At 67.2% G+C, this 20,467-nt stretch carries 16 protein-coding genes, 3 tRNA genes and 1 other RNA gene; 13 read left to right on the forward strand and 7 right to left on the reverse strand.

Translation table 11 applies throughout. The features are described 5' to 3' along the window. Window positions 1–98: 98 nt before the first annotated feature. The 7 genes from F466_RS0112185 (at window position 99) to hpnC (ending at window position 8,682) form a co-directional block, all read left to right on the forward strand. Complete coding sequence (locus F466_RS0112185) at window positions 99–2,897, forward strand: EAL domain-containing protein (protein WP_018994245.1); 2,799 nt, start codon at window positions 99–101, stop codon at window positions 2,895–2,897. 99 nt (window positions 2,898–2,996) lie between these two features. Then, entirely contained in the window at window positions 2,997–3,617 is a 621-nt protein-coding gene (gene wrbA, locus F466_RS0112190) for an NAD(P)H:quinone oxidoreductase (RefSeq protein WP_018139607.1), read from the forward strand. An 83-nt stretch (window positions 3,618–3,700) separates the two neighbouring features. Next, entirely contained in the window at window positions 3,701–5,038 is a 1,338-nt protein-coding gene (locus F466_RS0112195) for a TRZ/ATZ family hydrolase (protein WP_018139606.1), read from the forward strand. A gap of 11 nt (window positions 5,039–5,049) precedes the next feature. Further along, window positions 5,050–5,793, forward strand: coding sequence for a bifunctional 2-polyprenyl-6-hydroxyphenol methylase/3-demethylubiquinol 3-O-methyltransferase UbiG (gene ubiG / locus F466_RS0112200; RefSeq protein WP_018139605.1), 744 nt, complete (start codon window positions 5,050–5,052; stop codon window positions 5,791–5,793). After that, the gene (gene gph, locus F466_RS0112205) at window positions 5,790–6,476 is read left to right on the forward strand and encodes a phosphoglycolate phosphatase (protein ID WP_018139604.1); all 687 of its coding nucleotides are present in this window, start codon (window positions 5,790–5,792) and stop codon (window positions 6,474–6,476) included. The genes ubiG and gph overlap by 4 nt, the downstream gene beginning before the upstream one ends. Beyond that, window positions 6,461–7,798, forward strand: a complete 1,338-nt coding sequence (gene rmuC, locus F466_RS0112210) for a DNA recombination protein RmuC (RefSeq protein WP_018994246.1) — start codon at window positions 6,461–6,463, stop codon at window positions 7,796–7,798. Before gph ends, rmuC begins: the two co-directional genes overlap by 16 nt. A 5-nt stretch (window positions 7,799–7,803) precedes the next feature. Then, window positions 7,804–8,682 carry a squalene synthase HpnC gene (gene hpnC / locus F466_RS0112215; protein ID WP_018994247.1) on the forward strand — a complete coding sequence of 293 codons (879 nt, stop codon included), beginning with the start codon at window positions 7,804–7,806 and terminating at the stop codon, window positions 8,680–8,682. Here hpnC and hemN read toward each other — a convergent pair. Further along, on the reverse strand, window positions 8,679–10,067 hold the full coding sequence (gene hemN, locus F466_RS0112220) for an oxygen-independent coproporphyrinogen III oxidase (protein ID WP_018994248.1): 1,389 nt from the start codon (window positions 10,065–10,067) through the stop codon (window positions 8,679–8,681). The genes hpnC and hemN overlap by 4 nt on opposite strands. A 181-nt stretch (window positions 10,068–10,248) precedes the next feature. Between hemN and hpnD the strand changes: the two genes are divergently transcribed. Genes hpnD through F466_RS0112235 form a run of 3 tightly spaced genes read left to right on the forward strand, consistent with a single transcriptional unit; the run spans window position 10,249 to window position 13,259 of the window. Further along, window positions 10,249–11,106, forward strand: a complete 858-nt coding sequence (gene hpnD, locus F466_RS0112225; RefSeq protein ID WP_018139600.1) for a presqualene diphosphate synthase HpnD — start codon at window positions 10,249–10,251, stop codon at window positions 11,104–11,106. A gap of 12 nt (window positions 11,107–11,118) precedes the next feature. Beyond that, the gene (gene hpnE / locus F466_RS0112230; RefSeq protein WP_026296461.1) at window positions 11,119–12,453 is read left to right on the forward strand and encodes a hydroxysqualene dehydroxylase HpnE; all 1,335 of its coding nucleotides are present in this window, start codon (window positions 11,119–11,121) and stop codon (window positions 12,451–12,453) included. Beyond that, the gene (locus F466_RS0112235) at window positions 12,450–13,259 is read left to right on the forward strand and encodes an SDR family NAD(P)-dependent oxidoreductase (RefSeq protein WP_018139598.1); all 810 of its coding nucleotides are present in this window, start codon (window positions 12,450–12,452) and stop codon (window positions 13,257–13,259) included. Before hpnE ends, F466_RS0112235 begins: the two co-directional genes overlap by 4 nt. A 367-nt stretch (window positions 13,260–13,626) precedes the next feature. On the opposite strand, the gene F466_RS0112240 is transcribed toward F466_RS0112235, so the two are convergent. The 4 genes from F466_RS0112240 to F466_RS0112255 all read right to left on the reverse strand — a co-directional run bounded on the left by F466_RS0112240 (window position 13,627) and on the right by F466_RS0112255 (window position 18,575). Continuing rightward, the gene (locus tag F466_RS0112240) at window positions 13,627–15,903 is read right to left on the reverse strand and encodes a YgiQ family radical SAM protein (protein WP_018994250.1); all 2,277 of its coding nucleotides are present in this window, start codon (window positions 15,901–15,903) and stop codon (window positions 13,627–13,629) included. Between the two features lie 121 nt (window positions 15,904–16,024). Further along, on the reverse strand, window positions 16,025–16,423 hold the full coding sequence (locus tag F466_RS0112245; protein WP_018994251.1) for a globin: 399 nt from the start codon (window positions 16,421–16,423) through the stop codon (window positions 16,025–16,027). A gap of 66 nt (window positions 16,424–16,489) precedes the next feature. Then, window positions 16,490–16,918, reverse strand: a complete 429-nt coding sequence (locus tag F466_RS0112250) for a hypothetical protein (RefSeq protein ID WP_018139595.1) — start codon at window positions 16,916–16,918, stop codon at window positions 16,490–16,492. Window positions 16,919–17,018: 100 nt separating this feature from the next. Continuing rightward, window positions 17,019–18,575, reverse strand: coding sequence for a glutamate synthase-related protein (locus F466_RS0112255; protein ID WP_018994252.1), 1,557 nt, complete (start codon window positions 18,573–18,575; stop codon window positions 17,019–17,021). A 129-nt stretch (window positions 18,576–18,704) separates the two neighbouring features. Between F466_RS0112255 and pdxH the strand changes: the two genes are divergently transcribed. The 3 genes from pdxH (at window position 18,705) to F466_RS13570 (ending at window position 19,701) form a co-directional block, all read left to right on the forward strand. Beyond that, window positions 18,705–19,349 (forward strand): pyridoxamine 5'-phosphate oxidase, encoded by a 645-nt coding sequence (gene pdxH / locus F466_RS0112260; protein ID WP_018994253.1) that lies wholly within the window; start codon window positions 18,705–18,707, stop codon window positions 19,347–19,349. A 78-nt stretch (window positions 19,350–19,427) separates the two neighbouring features. Then, window positions 19,428–19,517 (forward strand) — tRNA-Ser (locus tag F466_RS0112265). Between the two features lie 53 nt (window positions 19,518–19,570). Beyond that, window positions 19,571–19,701: non-coding RNA, RtT sRNA (locus F466_RS13570), on the forward strand. A gap of 368 nt (window positions 19,702–20,069) precedes the next feature. Here F466_RS13570 and F466_RS0112270 read toward each other — a convergent pair. Together F466_RS0112270 and F466_RS0112275 are read right to left on the reverse strand one after the other, a co-directional pair. Beyond that, window positions 20,070–20,144, reverse strand: a tRNA-Val gene (locus F466_RS0112270). A gap of 227 nt (window positions 20,145–20,371) precedes the next feature. Then, window positions 20,372–20,461 (reverse strand) — tRNA-Ser (locus tag F466_RS0112275). Between the last annotated feature and the right edge of the window lie 6 nt (window positions 20,462–20,467).

A 20,467-nucleotide genomic window follows, 5' to 3' on the forward strand; every position in this document is an offset into this window, starting at 1 on the left:
GGGTTGCCCCGGACGCCAATGTTTCGTCTCTTGCTCGCATCAAAGCCGCACCGCGTCCCGCCGTTCCTTGCCCGCTCTGGCCGGCCTGTGGCGCTTTCATGCGCCTGAACGTCGCCTGGCAGATCATCATCGGCACCGTCGCGATTCAGGTCGTGATGGTCGCGGCGCTGCTCTTTAGCGGGATCACCCAGGTCCAGCAGAACCAACAGGAGGTTCTGGAGCGCACAGCCGAACAACAAAGCCGGCTGCTGGGCTCCGCCCTGACGCCCGGCCTGGCCTACGCCGACCCCGCGATGCTCCAGGATCTCCTCGACCTGCTGGGGGACGACTCCAACGTCCTGTACGCGGTCGTACTCGACGCTAGCGAGCGCCCTATGGCCTCGGTCGGTGTCGCCCCGGACACCCTCCCGGCCGCCGAAGCGGGCGTGCGCAGTGAATCCGGCCAGGTCGAGATTGCCCGGCAGATCGAGCTTTCCGGTCAGTCCCTGGGGACCGTCGCCGTTGGCTACTCGACCGATGCCATCGACCAGCTCTCGACCAACCTGCTGGAACGCAATGTCTTGCTGGCCCTGGGCGTGCTGGGGCTCTCGATCCTCGCGGCCATTTTGTTCGCCCTGATGACGACCCGCCGCCTGCGTCTGCTCCTGCAAGGGGGCAGGGCCCTGGAGGCCGGGCAGCTTGACCATCGGGTACGCATCGATTCCCGCGACGAGTTCGGCGACCTGGCGCGGACCTTCAACGACATGGCGGCCCACCTGGGCACCACACAGTCCACACTGCTCCAGCAAAACCTGCAGTTGAATCGCTCCGTCGCCCGCCTGGAGTCCATGTTGGGCGGGGCCAATGCCATCCTTTGGGAGGCGAACCCCGAAAACCACGAATGGGAGTTCGTCGCCGGAGACACCCGAAAGCTGCTGGGCTTCCCCTCGCGCAACCTGGGGCGGGGGGAACTGCGTGCCCGGCATATTCACCCGGACGATCTGCCCCGTGTACGCGATGCTGCGCGCGAGCCCGGCAACGAACCCAAGGTCGTCGACTACCGCTTCGCGCACCGCAACGGGCAGTGGATCTGGCTGCGCGACATCCTTTCCTGGGCCGAGGGCACGGGCAGCCCTCGCAGCCTGCGCGGCCTGACCCTCGACGTCACCGCCCACCGACGGGCCACCGCGGCCCTGAAGGAGAGCGAGAACCGCTACCAGGATGTCGTCAACCACATTTCCGAGGTGATCTTCCGCACCGATGCCGAGGGCCGCTGGACGCTGCTCAATCCAGCCTGGGAGAGCCTGACAGGATTCCCGGTCGAAGAGACCCTCGGCAAACCGATGTGTGCCTTCGTGGATCCCGAGGACCAAGACGACGCACAGAACTTTTGTGACACCCTGCTAGAAGGGGGCACCCACGCGCAGTCCGAGGAAATCCGCCTGCGCACGCACGACGGCAGTCATCGCTGGGTCAGCATCTACGCCAGTGCGCGCTTCGATGAAGACGGCCAGATCATGGCGACCTTTGGCACCATGATGGACATCTCCGACCGCAAGGAAGCCGAAGAGGAAATCCGTCGCCTGGCCTTCTTCGATGGCCTGACCGGGCTGCCCAATCGCACGCTCCTGCACGACCGTCTGGGTCAGGCCCTCGCCAACACGGCGCGCTCGCGCCACCACGGCGCGGTCCTGTTCATCGATCTGGACAACTTCAAGGACATCAACGACACCCTGGGACACGCGGTTGGAGATGATCTGCTGCGCCAGGTCGCCCGCCGCATGGAGGACTCCGTGCGCGAGGCCGATACGCTCGCCCGCCTGGGCGGCGATGAGTTCGTGGTCATCCTCAACGACCTCCACCCGGATCCGGCCCGCGCTGCCACCGAGGCCGAGGCGGTAGGACGCAAGCTGATCAATCTATTGCGCGAGCCCTTCGAGCTGGCCGGCCAGAACCGCCACGTCACCCCCAGTATTGGTGCAACCCTGTTCAGCGGCCACAGCCTCGGCGTGGAAGAGGTGCTGAAGCAGGCTGACCTCGCCATGTATCGGGCCAAGAACGCCGGGCGCAATACCGTGCGTTTCTACGACCCCGGGCTGCATCGCGCGGTGGAGGCCCGCTTCGAACTCGAAAACGAGCTGCGCCACGCCCTTGACGAGGATCGATTTACCATCGTCTATCAACCCCAGGTCGAAGCCGACGGCCGAGTCATCGGCGCCGAGCTGCTGTTGCGCTGGCCGCATCCGCAGCGCGGCGCGATCTCCCCCGGCGAGTTCATCCCCATCGCCGAGCAGACCGGCCTGATCGTTCCCATCGGGCGGAAGGTGCTGCGCACCGCCTGCGCCCAGCTCGCTGCCTGGCAGCACATCGCCGCCTTCCGGGAACTGACCCTCTCGGTCAATATCAGCGCCCGGCAGTTCCGCAACAAGCACTTCGTCCAGCAGCTGCGCGAGATCCTCCAGGAGACCGGCGCCCCGGGCGACCGGCTGAAACTCGAGCTGACCGAGAGCATGCTGCTCGAGGAGATCGACACCGTCGTCGCCCACATCGACGAACTGCGCACACTGGGCGTGGAATTCGCCCTGGATGACTTCGGCACCGGCTACTCGTCCCTCGCCTACCTGAAACAGCTCCCACTGGCACAGCTGAAGATCGACCAGTCCTTCGTGCGCGATGTGCTGGACGACCCCAACGACGCCGCGATTGCGCAGATGGTCGTCAATCTGGCCCACACGCTGGACCTGGACGTGATTGCCGAAGGGGTCGAAACGGCCGAGCAGCGGGCCTTCCTGTTCGGACTGGGCTGCCGCCACTTCCAGGGCTTCCTGTACGGCTACCCGGGTGACTTGTCGGACCTGGAAAGGGCGGTACTCGGGACATCACCCGCGCAACAAAGCGCCGCGCAGTCGCCCCATTAACGGTTCTATTTAATCGAACAATAAAGCCATTAAAAGGCCATTTTTGTTCGGTTTACTGCGAATTAAGCTGGACCTCGATTAAACCCGGAGGTCCTTCCCATGAGCACCAAAGTCCTGATCCTGTACTACTCCACCTGGGGCCATATCGAGCAGATGGCCGAGGCGGTCGCCCGTGGCGCCCGCGAGATCCCTGGCACCGAGGTCACGATCAAGCGCGTCCCGGAACTAATGCCCGAGGATGTCGCAAAGCAGGCCGGGGCCAAGCTGGACCAGGCCGCCCCCATCGCCAGACCGGAAGAACTGGCGGACTATGACGCGGTCATCATCGGCACCCCGACCCGCTTTGGCCGCATGTCCGCGCAAATGGCCAATTTCCTCGATCAGACCGGTGCGCTGTGGTTTGGCGACAAACTGGTCGGCAAGATTGGCTCTGTATTCGGTTCCACCGCCTCGCAGCACGGGGGCCAGGAGACCACGCTGGTCTCGACCATCGTCAACCTGATGCACTACGGCATGACCATTGTCGGGCTGCCCTACACCGAGAAGCGGCTGCTGGATATGAGCGAAATCAGCGGCGGCACACCCTACGGTGCCACTACCCTGGCCGATGGCGACGGCTCGCGTCAGCCGAGCGAAAACGAACTTGCGATGGCCGCCTCCCAGGGCCGACATGTCGCCGAGGTCACACGCGCCCAGGTCCTGGGACGCCAGGCCAGCTAACCGGATCGGCCTGCCCAAAGGGGCGGCCTTCGCCGCCCCTTTGCGGTACCATGCGCGGCCGAATTCCCTCGGTCTGGCCTCCCATGTCGACAACCCGAACTCTGGTTCTCAGTGCCTCGCAGATTCTGCCGGTGATCCCGCGCGACACGGTGCTCGTCGATCACGCACTGGTGATTCGCGACGGCATCATCGAGACCCTGCTGCCGCGCGAAGAAGCCCTCGCGCAGTACCCCGATGCCGAACATCTGCACCGCGAGGGCCATGCCCTGACCCCCGGCCTGGTCAACGTACATACCCACTCCGGCATGAGTCTGCTGCGCGGTGTAGGCAGCGACCGCCCGCTGATGGACTGGCTCAAACGCTACATCTGGCCGGCCGAAGGGCGCCTGTTGTCACCCGAGTTCGTACGCGCGGGCACGCGCCTCTCGGTCGCCGAGATGCTGCGCGGCGGCACTACCTGCTTCAGTGACATGTACCTGTTCGTCGACAATGCCGCGCGCGTGGTCGACGAATCCGGCATCCGTGCCGCACTGGGGCTGACCGTGTTCGACTTCCCCACGCCCTGGGCCCAGACCACGGACGAGTACTTCCAGCGGGGCGCCGAGGTCGTGGAGAACTGGCAGCACCACGACCGCATCCACTACACCGTGGCACCGCATGCGCCCTACACCGTCGGGGACGAGAGCCTGCAGCGCGTGGCGGAGCGTGCCCGCGAGCTGGCCGTCCCCATCCACATGCATGTGCACGAGACCGCCGGCGAGATCGCCGATGCCGAACGTGACCACGGGGAGCGGCCGCTGGCCCGGCTGGCACGCCTGGGACTCCTGGACCAGCCGTTCATCGCCGTGCATATGACCCAGGTCAGCGCACAGGACCGCGAGTTGTTGCAAGGGCGTCCGGTGTCGGTCGCACACTGCCCGGAATCCAATCTCAAGCTCGCCTCGGGCTTCTGTCCGGTCGCGGAACTGCTGGGCGCCGGCGTGACCGTGGGGCTGGGCACCGATGGTACCGCCTCCAACAACGATCTCGACATGATCGGGGAGATGCGCACGGCCGCGCTGCTGGCCAAGGGCGTCAGTGGCGACGCCTCGGCCCTGCCCGCCACCGCCGCGCTGGAGATGGCCACGCTGGGCAGCGCCCGTGCGCTGGGCCTGGCTGACCGCATCGGCAGCCTGGAACCGGGCAAGCAGGCCGACGTGGTCAGCATCGATCTTAGCGCCATCGAGCTGCAACCCATGCACGAGCCCGCCGCCCAGATCGTCTACGCCGCCACCCGCGAGGCGGTAACCGACGTCCATGTCGCAGGACGGCCATTGCTCAGGGACCGGGAACTGCTTACGCTGGACCTGGACGAGCTCCAGGCCGAGGCCCGCGAATGGGGCGCGCGCGTGCTGGAAATCCAGCGCGAACTGGCCGCGTAATCGAGATAACCATGACCCGCGAATCCCAAAGCAGCACTGGCGACAACGTCGATCACGCCGAACTGCACAAGTTCACGCATCGGGCACACGAGTGGTGGGACCCGAACGGTGCCTTTGCCACCCTCCACGCGATCAACCCCCTGCGTCTGGAATGGATCGACCAGCACGCCGATCTGGCCGGCAAGAAGGTGCTGGATGTCGGCTGTGGCGCGGGCATCCTGTCCGAGGCGATGGCGGTGCGCGGTGCACAGGTGACCGCACTGGATGCCGGGGCCGAACACCTGGAGGTCGCGCGCGAGCACGCACACGACTCCGGGCTGGAGATCCACTACCTGCACACCACCGCCGAGGCCCATGCCGAGCATCATGCGGGCGACTACGACGTGGTCACCTGCCTGGAGATGCTGGAACACGTGCCCGATCCCGAGGCGGTCATCGACGCCCTGGTCCAGCTGGTACGCCCGGGTGGCTGGCTGTTCCTCTCGACCATCAACCGCACCCCCCGCGCGTTCGCCGAGGCGATCGTCGGCGCCGAATACGTGCTGCGACTGCTGCCCACCGGCACGCACGAGTTCAGCCGCTTTATCCGCCCCTCGGAGCTGGGCGCGGTCCTGCGCAAGCACCGTTTCGAAGTCGTCGACATGACGGGGCTTACCTACTCGCCACTGTCCGGCCGCTATCGGCTGGCCCCGCGCACGGACGTCAACTACCTGATGGCCGCGCGCCGCCCGGACAGCGACAGCGAGACCCCATGAGCCGCGAAATCCGCGGGGTCCTGTTCGACCTGGACGGGACCCTGCTCGACACGGCCCCGGACATGCACGCCGCGCTCACCGTGCTGCTGGCCGAGAACGATCGCCCGCCGCTGCCCTTCAACGCCGTGCGCAATCACGTCTCGCACGGGTCCCAGGCCCTTGTGCAGCTGGGCTTTCCGGATGTCGAGGGTGCGCGCCGCGAGGCCCTCAAGCAGCGCTACCTCGAGATCTACGCCCGCGACCTGTGCATCGACACCAGCCTCTTCCCCGGGCTGGACCAGGTGCTGGACGCCTGCGAGCAGCGCGGCTGGCCGCTTGGTGTGGTGACCAACAAGCCCGCCTGGCTAACCGAACCGCTCCTGGAGGCCCTGGGCCTGACGCCCCGGCTGGCCGCGATCGTCAGCGGCGACACCCTCCCGCAACGCAAACCGGCTCCCGAGCCCATGTGGCTGGCCGCACGCCAGACGGGGCTCCCGCCCGAACAACATTGCTACTGGGGTGACGCCGAACGCGATATCGCGGCCGGTCGCGCCGCCGGCATGGCCACGCTGATCGCGCGCTGGGGCTACATCGACGCCACCCAGGACCCGGACCGCTGGGGCGCCGATGGCGCCCTCGATCAACCGGGCGACTTCTGGGACTGGCACCAGGCCAAGGCAGGCCCGCAATGGCTGGCGAGCTGACCGCACTCCCCCTCACCGCCTGGACCGCGCTCGGGGCGACCCTCCTGGTCGGCCTCGTGCTCGGCTATGCCCTGGCCGGACTGCGCCTGAATCGCCGCGTAGGCGATCTGCAGACGCGCAATGCCCGCCTGGAGGCCGAGCTCGAAGCCGCGGAACAGCGCCGCGAGGACCTGCGCCAGAGCTTCGAGACCGCGCGCCAGGAACTCGACCGCTCCTTCTCGGCGCTCGCCAGCGAGGCGCTGGAGGCCAACTCCAACCAGTTCCTGCGCCTGGCCCAGTCAATCCTGTCGCAGAAGCTCAGCGAAGGTCAGAACGAGATCGAGCGCTCGGAGAACAAGGTCGAGGCGATGCTCAAGCCCATCCGCGAGACGCTGGGCAAGACCGAGGCCGAGATCAACGCGATGGAGCGCTCGCGGGCACAGGCCTTCGCCGCACTGAATGAACAGATCCAGCGCCTGAGCTCGGACAACGCCACGCTCCAGCGTGAGGCCCACAACCTGGTGCAGGCCCTGTCACGTCCCGGCGTGCGTGGGCGCTGGGGCGAGCTCACCCTCAAGCGCGCGGTGGAGCTGGCCGGCCTCTCGGCGCACTGCGACTTCACCGAACAGCCGCCGCTGGACGGCGACGGCGGCCGCCAACGCCCGGACCTGCTGGTGCACATGCCCGGCAATCGCGCCCTGGTCGTGGATGCCAAGACACCGCTGGATGCCTATCTCGACGCCGTCGCCGCGGCCGACCCGGAACCGCGCGCAGCGGCCTTCAAGCGTCATGCCCAGCACTTGCGCTCGCGCGTCACCGAGCTCTCCAGCAAGCAGTACTGGGCCAGCGTCGAGCAATCCCCCGAGTTCGCCGTCCTGTTCCTGCCCGGCGACCCGTTCCTGGCCGCCGCGCTGGAACACGAACCCGGTCTCCTGGAATACGCCCTGGAACGCCAGGTTTTGCTCGCGACCCCGAGCACGCTGATCGCCCTGCTGCGCACGGTCGAGTACGGCTGGCAACAGGCGCAGCTCACCGAGCACGCGCTGGAGATTCGTGATCTCGGGGCGGAGCTCTCCCACCGCCTGGGCACCATGACCGAACACCTGGCGCGCCTCGGCAAGGCGCTGGACCAGAGCACCGACGCCTTCAACAAAACCATAGGCAGCCTGGAGCGCCAGGTCATGCCGAGCGCCCGACGGTTCCAGGAGCTGGGTATCCGCGCGCGCAAGAACCCGGAGGCGCCGGATACCCTGAACAATCACGCCCGCCAGCCCGTCGACGCGAACCTCCCGGACGACAACCCGGACGGCGACACCGCTCCGGACACGGGCTCGCGGGACTGAGCCGCATGGCGGGCCGCCCCGACATCCGCGCCGCGTACCGCCACTGCCAGCGCCGTGCGGCGGAGCACTACGAGAACTTCCCGGTCGCCTCCTGGCTGCTGCCCGCGCGCCTGCGCGGGCCGGTCGCCGCGATCTACTGCTTCGCTCGCGATGCCGACGACCTCGCCGACGAGGACCAGCGCCCGGTCGACGAGCGGCGTGCCGACCTGATCGCCATGCAGGAACGCGTGCAGATCCTCGAAGACCCGGCCGCGGAATCCGAGCCGGAATGGATCGCGCTGGCCGATGCGCGGCAGCGTTTCAGCCTGCCCGCCGCCCCGTTCGTCGATCTGGTCGACGCCTTCATCCAGGACCTGGAACAGAAGCGCTACGCGACCTTTGGCGAGGTCATGGAGTACTGCCGCCGCTCCGCCAACCCGGTCGGGCGGCTGATGCTGTACCTCGACGGCAACCCGACCGAGGAGATGATTGGCTACTCCGACGCGGTCTGCTCGGCCCTGCAACTGATCAACTTTTATCAGGATCTGCACCAGGACATCACCGAGAACAACCGGATCTACCTGCCGCAGAACGAGATGGCACAGTACGGCGTCAGCGAGGAGATGATCACGGGCGGCCAGACGACCTTTCAGTTACGCAACCTGATGCAGTTCCAGTACGCACGCGCCGATCGCCTGCTGCGCGCCGGGGCACCGCTCGGCGGCATGCTGCGCGGACGCATGGGCCTGGAGATCCGCGCAATCATCAACGGCGGCGCCCGCGTACTCTGGCGCCTGCGCCAGCAGGACGACGTATTCGCCCGCCCACGCCTGCGCACCCGCGACGCCTGGATCATCCTCGCCCACAGCCTGCGCCCCCGCCGCCGCAGGCGTAACACAAGCTAGACGACCTTGGAGTAGCGGCGCTGCGCTTCGCGGTTCAGGTAGGCGTCGAAGGCCATGGCGATGTTGCGGAGCAGGAGCCGGCCGCGTGGCTGGACCTCCAGGCAGTCGCTGCCGATGGTGACGAGGCCGTCGGCCTCCATCTCGGCCAGACGGTCCAGGGCATCGCCAAAGGTCTCCCGGAAGTCGATGCCGAATGCGGCCTCGATGCCGCCGAAATCGACCCTCGAGTGACACATCAACTCGCTGATCACGGCGCGCCGCAGGCGGTCATCCGCGCTCAGCTCCAGGCCGCGGAACACGGGCAGCCGGCCGGATGCCAGCCGTTCCTGATAGGCATCGACCTCGCGCAGATTCTGGCTGTAGCTGTCCCCGACCTTGCCAATGGCGGTCGGCCCCAGTGCCACGAGGTCGTACTCCGCGCGCGTCGAGTAGCCCTGGAAGTTTCGCTGCAGTGTGCCCGCGCGCTGGGCGATCGCGAGTTCGTCATCGGGCAGCGCAAAGTGATCCATGCCGATGTACACATACCCCGCGTCGGTCAGTCGCTGGATGGTCATCTCAAGGATCGCGAGCCGCTCCGTGGCCGGCGGGAGGTCGCCGTCGCGGATCTGGCGCTGCGTCTTGAACAGCTCCGGCAGGTGCGCGTAGTTGTACACGGCCAGCCGTTCCGGGCGCAGTTCCAGCACGCGGTCCAGTGTCGCGGAGAACGTGTCGACCGTCTGCAGGGGCAGCCCGTAGATCAGGTCCAGGTTGGTGGAGGTAAAGCCTTGCTCGCGCGCCTGGCGTACCGCCTGCTCGGTGACCTCGAACGGCTGGATGCGGTTGACGGCCTTCTGCACGGCCGGATCGACATCCTGCACCCCGACACTGATGCGGTTGAAGCCCAGCGACGCCAGGAGCGGCAGGGTGCCGGGGCGTACGGCACGGGGATCAATCTCGATCGAGAATTCCCGCTCCGGACCGGTCTCCAGCGTGAAATGCCGGCCCAGGGCCTTCATGACCCGGGTCAGGTCCTCGTCGGACAGATACGTCGGCGTCCCGCCCCCGAAGTGCAGCTGGCGCACCGGCCGATCGCGATCGAACAGCCCGCCCTGCAGGGCGATCTCCTGCTCCAACGAGTCGAGATAGCTCGTCGCGCGCCGATAATTGCCGGTAATCACCTTGTTGCAGGCACAGTAGAAACACACCGTGTCGCAGAAGGGCACGTGGACGTAGAGCGACAACGGGCGCGCTGCACCTTCGGCATTCGTCGCCCGCGCCACCCGCGCATAGGCCTGCGCGTCAAACCCCTCATGGAACTGCGGAGCCGTTGGGTAGGACGTATAACGAGGCCCGCTCACGTCATAGCGGCGCAGCACCTCGGGATCGAATACCAGACGTTGTTCCATACGACTCTCCGCAACGGGAGGGCGGGCCCTTGCGCCACCCTGACACCCCCACCCTACGCGGCCTCCAGCCGGGTACGGTTGATGTATGTCAAACGTGGCTTCGATCACCGCCGCCATCCGCATCCCGGCCCTGCTGTGCTAGCCTTGCCGTCCCAAGACGGAACCCCGATCCCGAGCGCGTATGTCCCCCGACGAATATTGCGAGGAGAAGGCCGCGAAGAGCGGCTCCAGCTTCTACTACGCATTCCGGTTCCTGGAGCCCGACCGGCGCCGTGCGATCACCGCGCTGTACGCGTTCTGCCGCGAGGTGGACGACATCGTCGACGAGGTCAGCGAGGAGAGCGTGGCGCGCACCAAGCTCCAGTGGTGGCGCGAGGAGATCGAGCGTCTGTTCGACCATCAGCCGCGCCACCCGATCACCCAGGCCCTGCAACCGCATCTGGCGCCGTTCGATCTCAGCCGCGAGTATTTCGACGAGATCATCGACGGCATGCAGATGGATCTCGACTACGACAGCTATCCCGACTTCACCACGCTGTCGCTGTACTGCTACCGCGCGGCCAGTGTGGTCGGGATCCTGTCCGCCCATATCTTCGGCTTCTCGGACCGGCGCACGCTGAAATACGCGCATGACCTGGGGATGGCCCTGCAGCTGACCAACATCCTGCGCGACGTCCACGAAGACGCGATGCGCGGCCGGGTCTACATCCCGCTGGACGAGCTGAAAAAGCACGGCGTAAAGCCCGAGGAATTCCAGCTTAACGTTACAGACGACCGCCACCGCGCCCTGTTCGCCGAGCAGGCCGAACGGGCCCGCCGCTACTATCAGCGCGCGGAGGAGCACCTGCCCGCCGAGGACCGCTACGCCCAGCGCCCGGGCCTGATCATGGCCGCGATCTACCGCACCCTGCTCGACGAGATCCAGGACGATGGCTATCGCGTGCTGGAGCACCGCGTGCGGCTGACCCCGATCCGCAAGCTCTGGATCGCCTGGCGCACTGCGCGCCGACTGAAGCGCGACTACCGCCGCGCGGGCTGACCGGCCCGCCCCATGGCTGCCGTTCCCGCATCGCATCCGGTCGTCGTGCTCGGCGCCGGCTGGGCCGGTCTGACCGCCGCGCTGACCCTGGCCCGGGCCGGCATCGCGGTCCACCTGATCGAGGCCGCCGCCACCGCGGGCGGGCGGGCCCGCAGCCTGAACCGCGATGGCGCCGAACTGGACAACGGCCAGCACGTGCTGGTCGGCGCCTGTCACGCCACCCTGGAACAACTGCGCTCGGTCGGCACCGACCCGGAGCGCGCCTTTGCGGCCCTGCCGTTCGGACTGCGCATGCATGCGCCGGGCCGCCCTCATCCGGCCTTTGGCCTGGAGCCCCGGTCGCCACGCCTGCCCGCCCTCGCCAGGGGCCTGTGGCAAAGCCTCGCGGGCACCGCGCTGCACAGGCGCCTCCCGGCCCTTTTGGGGGCGGCCTCGATCCTGCATCGGCCGCTGGACGAGGACCTCGACGTACTCGAATGGCTGCAGGCGCGGCATCAGCCGGACACGCTGATCCGCCAGCTCTGGGAACCGCTGTGCCTCGCAGTCATGAACACGCCGACCCGCAGCGCCTCGGCACAGATCTTCCAGAACGTGCTGCGTCTGGCCCTCAACCACGGGCCGGACGACGCCCGGCTGCTCATCCCGACCCGGCCACTGGGATCGCTGTACCCGGAACCGGCCCTGCGCGAACTGCGCGAACGCGGCGCCACGATCGAGACCGGGCGGCGCATTGTGGCCATCGAATCCGGGGGCACGGAGGCCCGCTACCAGCTCCGCGACCGCAACCATCGCGTCACCCATGCCAACGCGGTGATCCTCGCCACCGCGCCCAGCGCGGCTGCCCGACTCCTGCCCGAGGCCCCCGAGCTGCAACCCCACCATCGGGCCCTGGTGGCCATGGGCGAGCGCAGCATCTGCACGGTGTACCTGCGCTACCCCGGCCCGATCCTGGAACGCCCGCCGCTACAGGGGCTCATCGACCAGCACGGACAATGGCTCATTCCCCGCCGGGTGGCCGGCGAGCCGCACTGGCTGGCCGTCGTGATCTCCACCGCGGACGACCTGCCGGCGATGACGGCGGAGGAGCGCTGGCGTCGCGTCGCGGAAGAACTGGAACGGACCTTCCCCGAACTGGGAATCCCCCAGACCGGTCATGTCGTGTGCGAGAGACGCGCCACGATCGATGCCCGCGTCGATCTGGACGCACTGCGCCCGGTGGCCGGCACCCCCTGGCCCGGACTGTTCCTGGCTGGCGACTATGTGACGCCGGGCCTGCCCTCGACCCTCGAAGCCGCCGTGCGGTCTGGATTAGAATCAGCCCACAAGCTACTGGAGACGCTGCCTTGACCGATCTCGACATCCCCGCCCTGCTGGACTATCGCCCGGAACCGGGCGCCTTCAACGACCGCGTGGTCCTGGTGACCGGCGCGGCCGCGGGCATCGGACGTGCGATCGCGCAGGCCTGCGCGGCGGCAGGCGCGGTCGTCGTGCTGCTGGACAAGGACATCAAGGGGCTGGAGAAGACCTACGACCTGATCGAGCAGGAAGGCCACCCGCAGCCGGCGATCTATCCGCTCAACCTGGAGGGCGCCACGGTCAAGGACTACGGCGACCTCGCCGAGAACATCCGCGACTCCCTCGGGCGCCTGGACGGGCTGGTGCTGCACGCCGGCTGGGCCGGGACGCTGACGCCGATGAAGGGATACGACCCCGAGCTGTGGTTCAAGGTCATCAACAGCAACCTGCACGGCCCGTTCTTCCTCTCTCAGGCCGTGCTCCCGCTGCTGGAAGACAGCCCGCACGGCAGCCTGGTCGTTTCCACCCAGGACTGCCGCAAGGCCTTCTGGGGTGCGTTCGGCATGGCCAAGGCCGCGCAGGACGCGATGATCGACATCCTCGCGCGCGAGCACCGCAACGAGAAGCACTTCATCCATGTGAACGGCATCGATACCGGCCCCGTGCGCTCGCGCTTCCGCGCCGGCCACTACCCCGCCGAGAACGCCGAGAAACTACCGCGCCCGGAAGACGTCGTCGGCCCGTACCTCTACCTCCTCGACACCACCGACCCGGAACACACCGGCCTGCACCTGTCGCTGGAAGGCCACGTACCCGAGCCGGCACCCCGCCCGCACCGCCAGCCCCAGGAGGGCTAACCACCGCCCCTGACAACCCGGGGCGCCCCCCCTGTAGGAGGCCAGCCCTCTGGCCGATTGGATGCCGGACAGACCCCATCGGCCAGAGGGCTGGCCTCCTACAAGACATTGCTTCTCCCGGCGCCCCAACAACCGTGCAGCGGCTATCCGGGATGCCAGGGAGGCAGAGCAACACGATGACTAGGACCGCGGGTCATGGCGGCAGGATGGCAAGGGTGGACACCCCCAACGGCCAGAATAAGCGCATTTCCCCGGCCCGGCCATCACCCCCTGTAGGAGGCCAGCCCCCTGGCCGATCGGGTGTCGGACATGCCCCATCGGCCAGAGGGCTGGCCTCCTACGCAATTCAGGTAGCGGAGGTGGAGCTCTACGGACGCTGCGGGCGGCGCTTGCCCGGGCGGGATTTGGCCCGGGGCGGGCCCTTCTTCGGCCCGGGCCCGGCCGGGCGGGCGGCGGTCTCCACGCCCTTGTGCTGGGTCTGGAAGGTCTGGCCGCGTTTCTGCAGGGCCTTGCCGCCGCGGGTCACACGGCCGCCGGTGGCCGCCCTCGCACCACCGGTGCCCTTGCCGGTGCCGGCGGGCTGCCAGGTGGGGATCAGGTGTTGCTTGCCATTGCCGATCAGATCCGCGCGGCCCATGCGCTTGAGCGCATCGCGCAGCAGCGGCCAGTTGTTCGGATCGTGGTAGCGCAGGAACGCCTTGTGCAGGCGCCGCGCCCGTGCGCCGCGCGCGACCGGCACCCGGTCCCCCGCCTTGCGCTTGATGCCGCGCAACGGGTCCCGCCCGGAGTGCCACATTGCGGTCGCGAGCGCCATCGGGCTGGGCAGGAAGGCCTGCACCTGGTCGGCGCGGAAGTTGTGCCGCTTGAGCCACAGCGCGAGGTTCAGCATGTCCTCGTCCGACGTGCCCGGGTGCGCGGCGATGAAATACGGGATCAGGTACTGCTCCTTGCCCGCCTGCTTCGAGTATTTCTCGAACATCGCCTTGAAGCGGTCGTAGGCGCCCATGCCCGGCTTCATCATGCGAGAAAGCGGCCCGGATTCCGTATGTTCCGGCGCAATCTTCAGGTAACCTCCCACATGATGGGTAACCAGTTCCTTCACGTACTCCGGTGATTCCACGGCCAGGTCGTAGCGCAGGCCCGAGGCAATCAGGATCTTCTTGATCCCGGGCAGCGCCCGTGCCTTGCGGTAGAGGTTCACCAGCGGCGTGTGGTCGGTATCGAGGTTCTTGCAGATCCCGGGATAGACACAGGACAGCCGGCGGCAGCTGCGCTCGATCTCCGGGTCCTTGCAGGCCAGACGGTACATGTTCGCGGTCGGCCCGCCGAGATCGGAGACCACGCCAGTAAAGCCGTCGACCTTGTCGCGGATCTCCTCGATCTCCTTGAGCACGCTCTCCTCGGAGCGGCTCTGGATGATGCGGCCCTCGTGCTCGGTGATCGAGCAGAACGTACAGCCGCCAAAGCAGCCCCGCATGATGTTCACCGAGAAGCGGATCATCTCCCAGGCCGGGATACGCGCATCGCCATAAGAGGGATGCGGCGCACGCGCATACGGCAGGTCGAACACCGCATCCATCTCCGCGGTGGTCAGCGGGATCGGCGGCGGGTTCAGCCAGACCTCCTTGTCGCCATGGCGCTGGACGATGGCGCGGGCATTGCCCGGGTTGGTCTCCAGATGCAGCACGCGGGAGGCATGGGCGTACAGCACAGAATCGCCCTTGACCTGTTCAAAGGCCGGGATGCGGATGACCGTCTGGTCTCGCGGGGTCCCGCGCGGGATGTCGCGGTGGAAGCGAACGACCTGAGCGCCCCCCTCCTCGGCGGCACCTTTCGATTCCTGCTTCGTGTCGGCCTCGGCACAGGTCGACGGCGAGACCATCGCGTAGGGGTCGGGGTTGGAATCCACCGGGCCCGGGGTATCCACTTCGCTGGAGTCCAGCTCCACATAGCCGCCCGGCACCGCATCGCGCAGGAACGCCGTACCCCGCAGGTCGGTGATCTCCCGCGGGTGCTCGCCGGCGGCCACGCGATGGGCCAGCTCGACCAGGGCGCGCTCGGCATTGCCGAACAGCAGGATGTCGGCACGCGCATCCAGCAGCACCGAGCGGCGCACCTTGTCCTGCCAGTAGTCGTAGTGGGCGATGCGGCGCAGGCTCGCCTCGATGCCGCCGGCGGCCACCGGCACGTCCTTGTACGCCTCGCGGGCGCGCTGGGCGTAGACAATCACGGCACGGTCCGGCCGGTGGCCGTGTACATCCCCGGGGGTATAGGCGTCGTTGGAGCGGATCTTCCGGTCAGCCGTGTAGTGGTTGACCATCGAGTCCATGTTGCCGGCAGTGACGCCGAAGAACAGATTGGGGCGGCCCAGCGCGCGAAACGGCTCGGCGGAGGTCCAGTCCGGCTGCGCGATGATGCCGACGCGAAAGCCCTGTGCCTCCAGCAGCCGCCCGATGATCGCCATGCCGAAGCTCGGGTGGTCAACATAGGCGTCCCCCGTGACCAGCACGATGTCGCAGCTGTCCCAGCCGAGGTCGTCCATCTCCTCGCGGGTGGTCGGCAGAAACGGGGCCGTACCGAAGCGCTTGGCCCAATAGGGCTTGTGCGCAAACAGCGAAGGCGGGAAATCAGGGACAGCGGACATGGGCTCGGGCTCCCGGCGCGGGGCCGGTGGATTCAAACCCGCGCATTACACGCCGGAAACGCCGCCAAATCAAACGGCCCCGGCGCTTGCGGGGCCGAAATCTCATCGAGTACGGCCAGCCTCAGTAAAGCTTTACAAACAGATCAATCGCCGGCTGCATCGCACCGCGCCAGCGCTGTTCCAGATCCGGCTCCCAGCGCGGATCGATCTCGGCAGCCGTGCGCACCATGCAGTCCAGCCAGATCGGGTACAGATCCGGCTCCACGGGTACACGCCCTTCGCGGGAATGGACCTGGCCCATGCGCTCCATGGTGGAAGCCACGAAGCTCTCGCCCTCGGCATAGCTGATTGCCGTCGAGATGGCCTGCCCGAGTGCACGTTTTTGCTGCGAGAGATCCGTCGAGCCAAACGCGGTCTTCACCCGTGGGTCGGCCTGGAGGAAGTGTTCGTAGAAACGTGTAACGAAGTCGCCCGCCCGGCGGCATCGCCCGTAGCTCTGGTGCACGTCGGAGAAATTCATGACTATCCCTGGGCCATAAGAAGACGCAAGGATAGAGCCTCTCGGAGACCGAGCGATTGAGCCAGATCAAGCTTCCCTGGCAGCCGTCGCGTCCACCCAGTGCAACTGGGCAAACAGATCCACCGTCGGCGCCGTCGCCGCGCGCCAGCGCGAGGCCAGTTCGTCTTGCCACTCGGGGTCGGTATCCCGGGCGGCCTCGATCAGGGCTTCGACCCAGCAATCGTTCAGCGCGGGCGCGACGGGCACACGGCCATGTGCGCCGTGCACCATGGCCATGGTGTGCACCGGAGCCCGGCCGTCGCTGCGACGCTCGGCAAAATCCAGCGCCGCCAGCACCGACTCGTTGAGGATATGCTCCTGGTGCGTGGGTTCGCTGTCGCCAAATACCTCGGGGATCCGCGGGTCCGCCGCCATCAACAACAGCCGGAAATGGCGCAGGAAGGCATCGGTTCGCATGCAGCGATCATGGCTCGCGCGAACATCGGGGAAGAACATACGGAACTCCGTTCCAAAACCCGCGATGCTACGCAGCCTGCCGATGCCCCGCGATAACGCATGCTAACGCGGCCCATCGTGCCAGCCGGGGTGCTCCCTGTCAGGACTTCGGATACACCCCCGCATACTGAATGCCGGCCAGTTCCGCCAGCTCGCGGTCGAACGTCGTCAGGTCGTTCGGGCCGAAGTCCTCCAGACGGTTGTGGCCGCAAGCCCGCGCCAGTACGCACATCAGCTCGCTCGAGGCCTGCAGAAAGCGGCCCAGCCGCTCCCCACCCTCCTGGGGATCCAGCCGCGCACGCAGCTTCGGGTCCTGTGTCGCCACACCGGACGGGCAGCGATTCGTGTGGCAGATCCGCGCACCCACGCAGCCCACCGCCTGGATCGCGGCATTCGCCAGCGCAATACCGTCCGCCCCCAGCGCCAGGGCTTTCACAAAGTCCGCCGGCGTGCGCAGCCCGCCCGTCACCAGCAGCGTGACCCGGCCACTGGCGCCATTGGCGTCCAGGAATCGCCGCGCGCGGCCCAGGGCGGGGATCGTGGGCACACTGATGTGGTCGCGCAGCAGCGCAGGCGAGGCCCCGGTCCCGCCACCGCGACCGTCCAGGATCACGTAGTCCGCCCCCGCCTCCAGGGCAAAGGCCAGATCCGCCTCGATATGATTGGCCGACAGCTTGAAGCCAACGGGGATGCCCCCGGTCTTCTCCCGTACCTCGTCGGCAAAACGGCGATAATCCGCAGGCGTCTCGAACCCGTCCAGGCTGGCTGGCGAGATGGCGTCCTGCCCCGCGTCGATCCCCCGCACCCGGGCGATCTCGTCACTCACCTTCGCCCCGGGCAGCACGCCACCCACACCGGTCTTGGCCGCCTGGCCGGCCTTGAAATGAAAGGCCTGCACCTTCTCCAACACCTCGTCGGAATAGCCAAACCGCGCCGGCCCCAGCTCGAACAGATAGCGCGAGTTCTCCGCCTGTTCAGCATCCAGCATCCCGCCCTCGCCGGAACAGATTCCCGTCCCGGCCTGCTCGGCCCCGCGTGCCAGCGCAATCTTCGCCTCGCGCGAAAGCGCGCCAAAGCTCATGTCCGATACCAGCATCGGGATATCCAGCTGCAGCGGCCGCTTCGCCTCCGGCCCGATCACCAGCCCCGTCTCGACCGGAGCGCCATCCGGCAACGGCCGACTCGCCAACTGCGCCGCCAGCAACTGCAGGTCGTCCCAGATCGGGAGCCGGCTGCGCGGCACACCCATCGCCACTGTCGGCCCGTAGTGGCCCACCTCGTCCAGACCCGAACGGGCCATGCGATGGATCAGTTCGACATGCGGCTCGGTCTCCGTGTTACGCGGGTCCGGTGCACCGTCACTATCATCCTCGCTGGAACCCTTGTCCGCCTCCGGCTCCGTGCCGATATCGTCCTCGTCGAACTGCTGGTGCGTCCCATCGCAGTACGGCAGATCACCCGACTGCTTGCACTGGCAGAGAAACGCCTCGCCGTCTTCCTCGGGAGTAAAGGCGATGGGCTCCAGCCCCGTACCCTCGTGCGAGCCGTCGCAAAATGGCTGATCCTTGGATCGCCCGCAGCGGCAGAAGTAGTACTCCTCCCCCTTCTTGAGCTCGACACCCTTGGGCTCCACTGCCGCGATCTTCGCTCCAGCCATCATCCGCTCCTTGCTGTATGGGGCACACAGGTCGTGTACTGTCCCTGTGACAACAAAGCCACCGCAAATTTCCCGTGCCGTTCGCGATAGCAGCCTTTATTATGGACACAAAGGCCTCCGGGAGACCCGATGAGCACCACCGACCACCGCCACACCCGCCGCGACTACACCCAGGGCGAGCTCCACCGCCGCGACCTGCTCGACAATCCCCTGACCCTGCTGGACCGCTGGCTGGTCGACGCGCGCGAAGCCGGAAACCCGGACCCCACCGCGATGATCCTCGCCACGGCCGACGCCGACGGCCAGCCCTCCGCGCGCACGGTTCTGCTCAAGCACGTGGAGGGCGAAGACCTCTGCTGGTACACCGACTCCCGCAGCCGCAAGGGTCAGGACCTCACCGAGAATCCGCGCGCCGCACTCCTGTTCTACTGGCCCGAGACCGAGCGCCAGATCCGCGTCGAAGGCAGCGTAACCGCCCTGCCCGGCGAGGCCGCGGACGAATACTTCGCCCAGCGGCCGCGCGCCAGCCAGCTGGCTGCAGCGGCCTCCATCCAGAGCCAGCCCATCGGCACGCGCGCCGAGCTCGAGGCCCGTGTCCAGACGCTGGAAACGCAGTACCCCGAAGGCGCGATCCCCCGCGATCCCGCCTGGATCGGCTACCGCCTGCAGCCCGAGCTGTTCGAGTTCTGGCAGGGGCGCGCCGGCCGCCTGCACGACCGCTTCCAGTACCACCGGACGGACAATGGCTGGCACGTCACCCGCCTGATGCCCTGACGCGCTACCGCAACGGCCTCCGAATCTGCTAGGATTCGCTCCGCCGTCGCGGCTCGACCCCGCACGGTGCAACAATTCGGAGAGGTGCCGGAGTGGTCGAACGGGGCGGTCTCGAAAACCGTTGTACTCTCGCGAGTACCGAGGGTTCGAATCCCTCCCTCTCCGCCAGATTCAAGCAAGGGGGCCCAAGTGGCCCCTTTCGCATGTCTGTCCCCTAAGGTGTCGAGATTCGAACCCGAGGGATAGAAAATGATGGTTCGACGGGTGACGCGAAGCGGCACCCGAACGTCGCCTCAGGCGACGGCCCGCAGGGCGAGGCACATCGTGCCGAGTAATCCCTCCCTCTCCGCCAGATTCAGCATGGGGGCCTGCGTGGCCCCTTTTGCATTTCTAGCCCCAGCGTTCCGGGATTCGAACCCGAGGAATCCGAAACGATGGTTCGACCGATGGCGCATCGCGACATCGGAACGCCGCAGCGCAGCGGAGGCGGCCCGTAGGGCGGCGACAACGTCGCCGTAATCCCTCCCTCTCCGCCAGATTCAAGCAAAGGGGCCCAAGTGGCCCCTTTCGCACGTCTGGCCCCAGCCTTCTGGAATTCGAAACCGAAGCCTGTGGGAAGTATCTTGAGGGGGACTTGTGGGGGCGGGCTTGCCCGCGAAGCCCCTGCGCACAAAAAAGGCGACCCCGGAATCCGTGGGTCGCCTTTTTTGCGTCATTTTCTGGTGGGCGGTACTAGGTTCGAACTAGTGACCCCTGCCGTGTGAAGGCAGTGCTCTACCGCTGAGCTAACCGCCCAGAACGGCGGCAAGATTACGTCCAGCGGGGTTCCGCGTCAAGGGAGAACAGTTACCAAGAGAGTAAACCCGCCGCAGCACCGTAGGATGCGATGAGCATAGCGAATCGCATCGGGGTTTCGCTCGGCGCAGGGGATGGTGCGTTTCGCGGTGCTCAACCGCACCCTACGAGTGTCGCACTCGATCCCGCGGCGGGCTGGCGCGTACAAGCTTGAAACACCTGGGAAATGGCGGAGGGGGTGGGATTTGAACCCACGAGGGACGTGAATCCCTGCCGGTTTTCAAGACCGGTGCATTCAACCGCTCTGCCACCCCTCCGGTGGC

The sequence above is a fragment of the Thioalkalivibrio sp. ALgr1 genome (assembly GCF_000378285.1).
GTDB lineage: Bacteria > Pseudomonadota > Gammaproteobacteria > Ectothiorhodospirales > Ectothiorhodospiraceae > Thioalkalivibrio.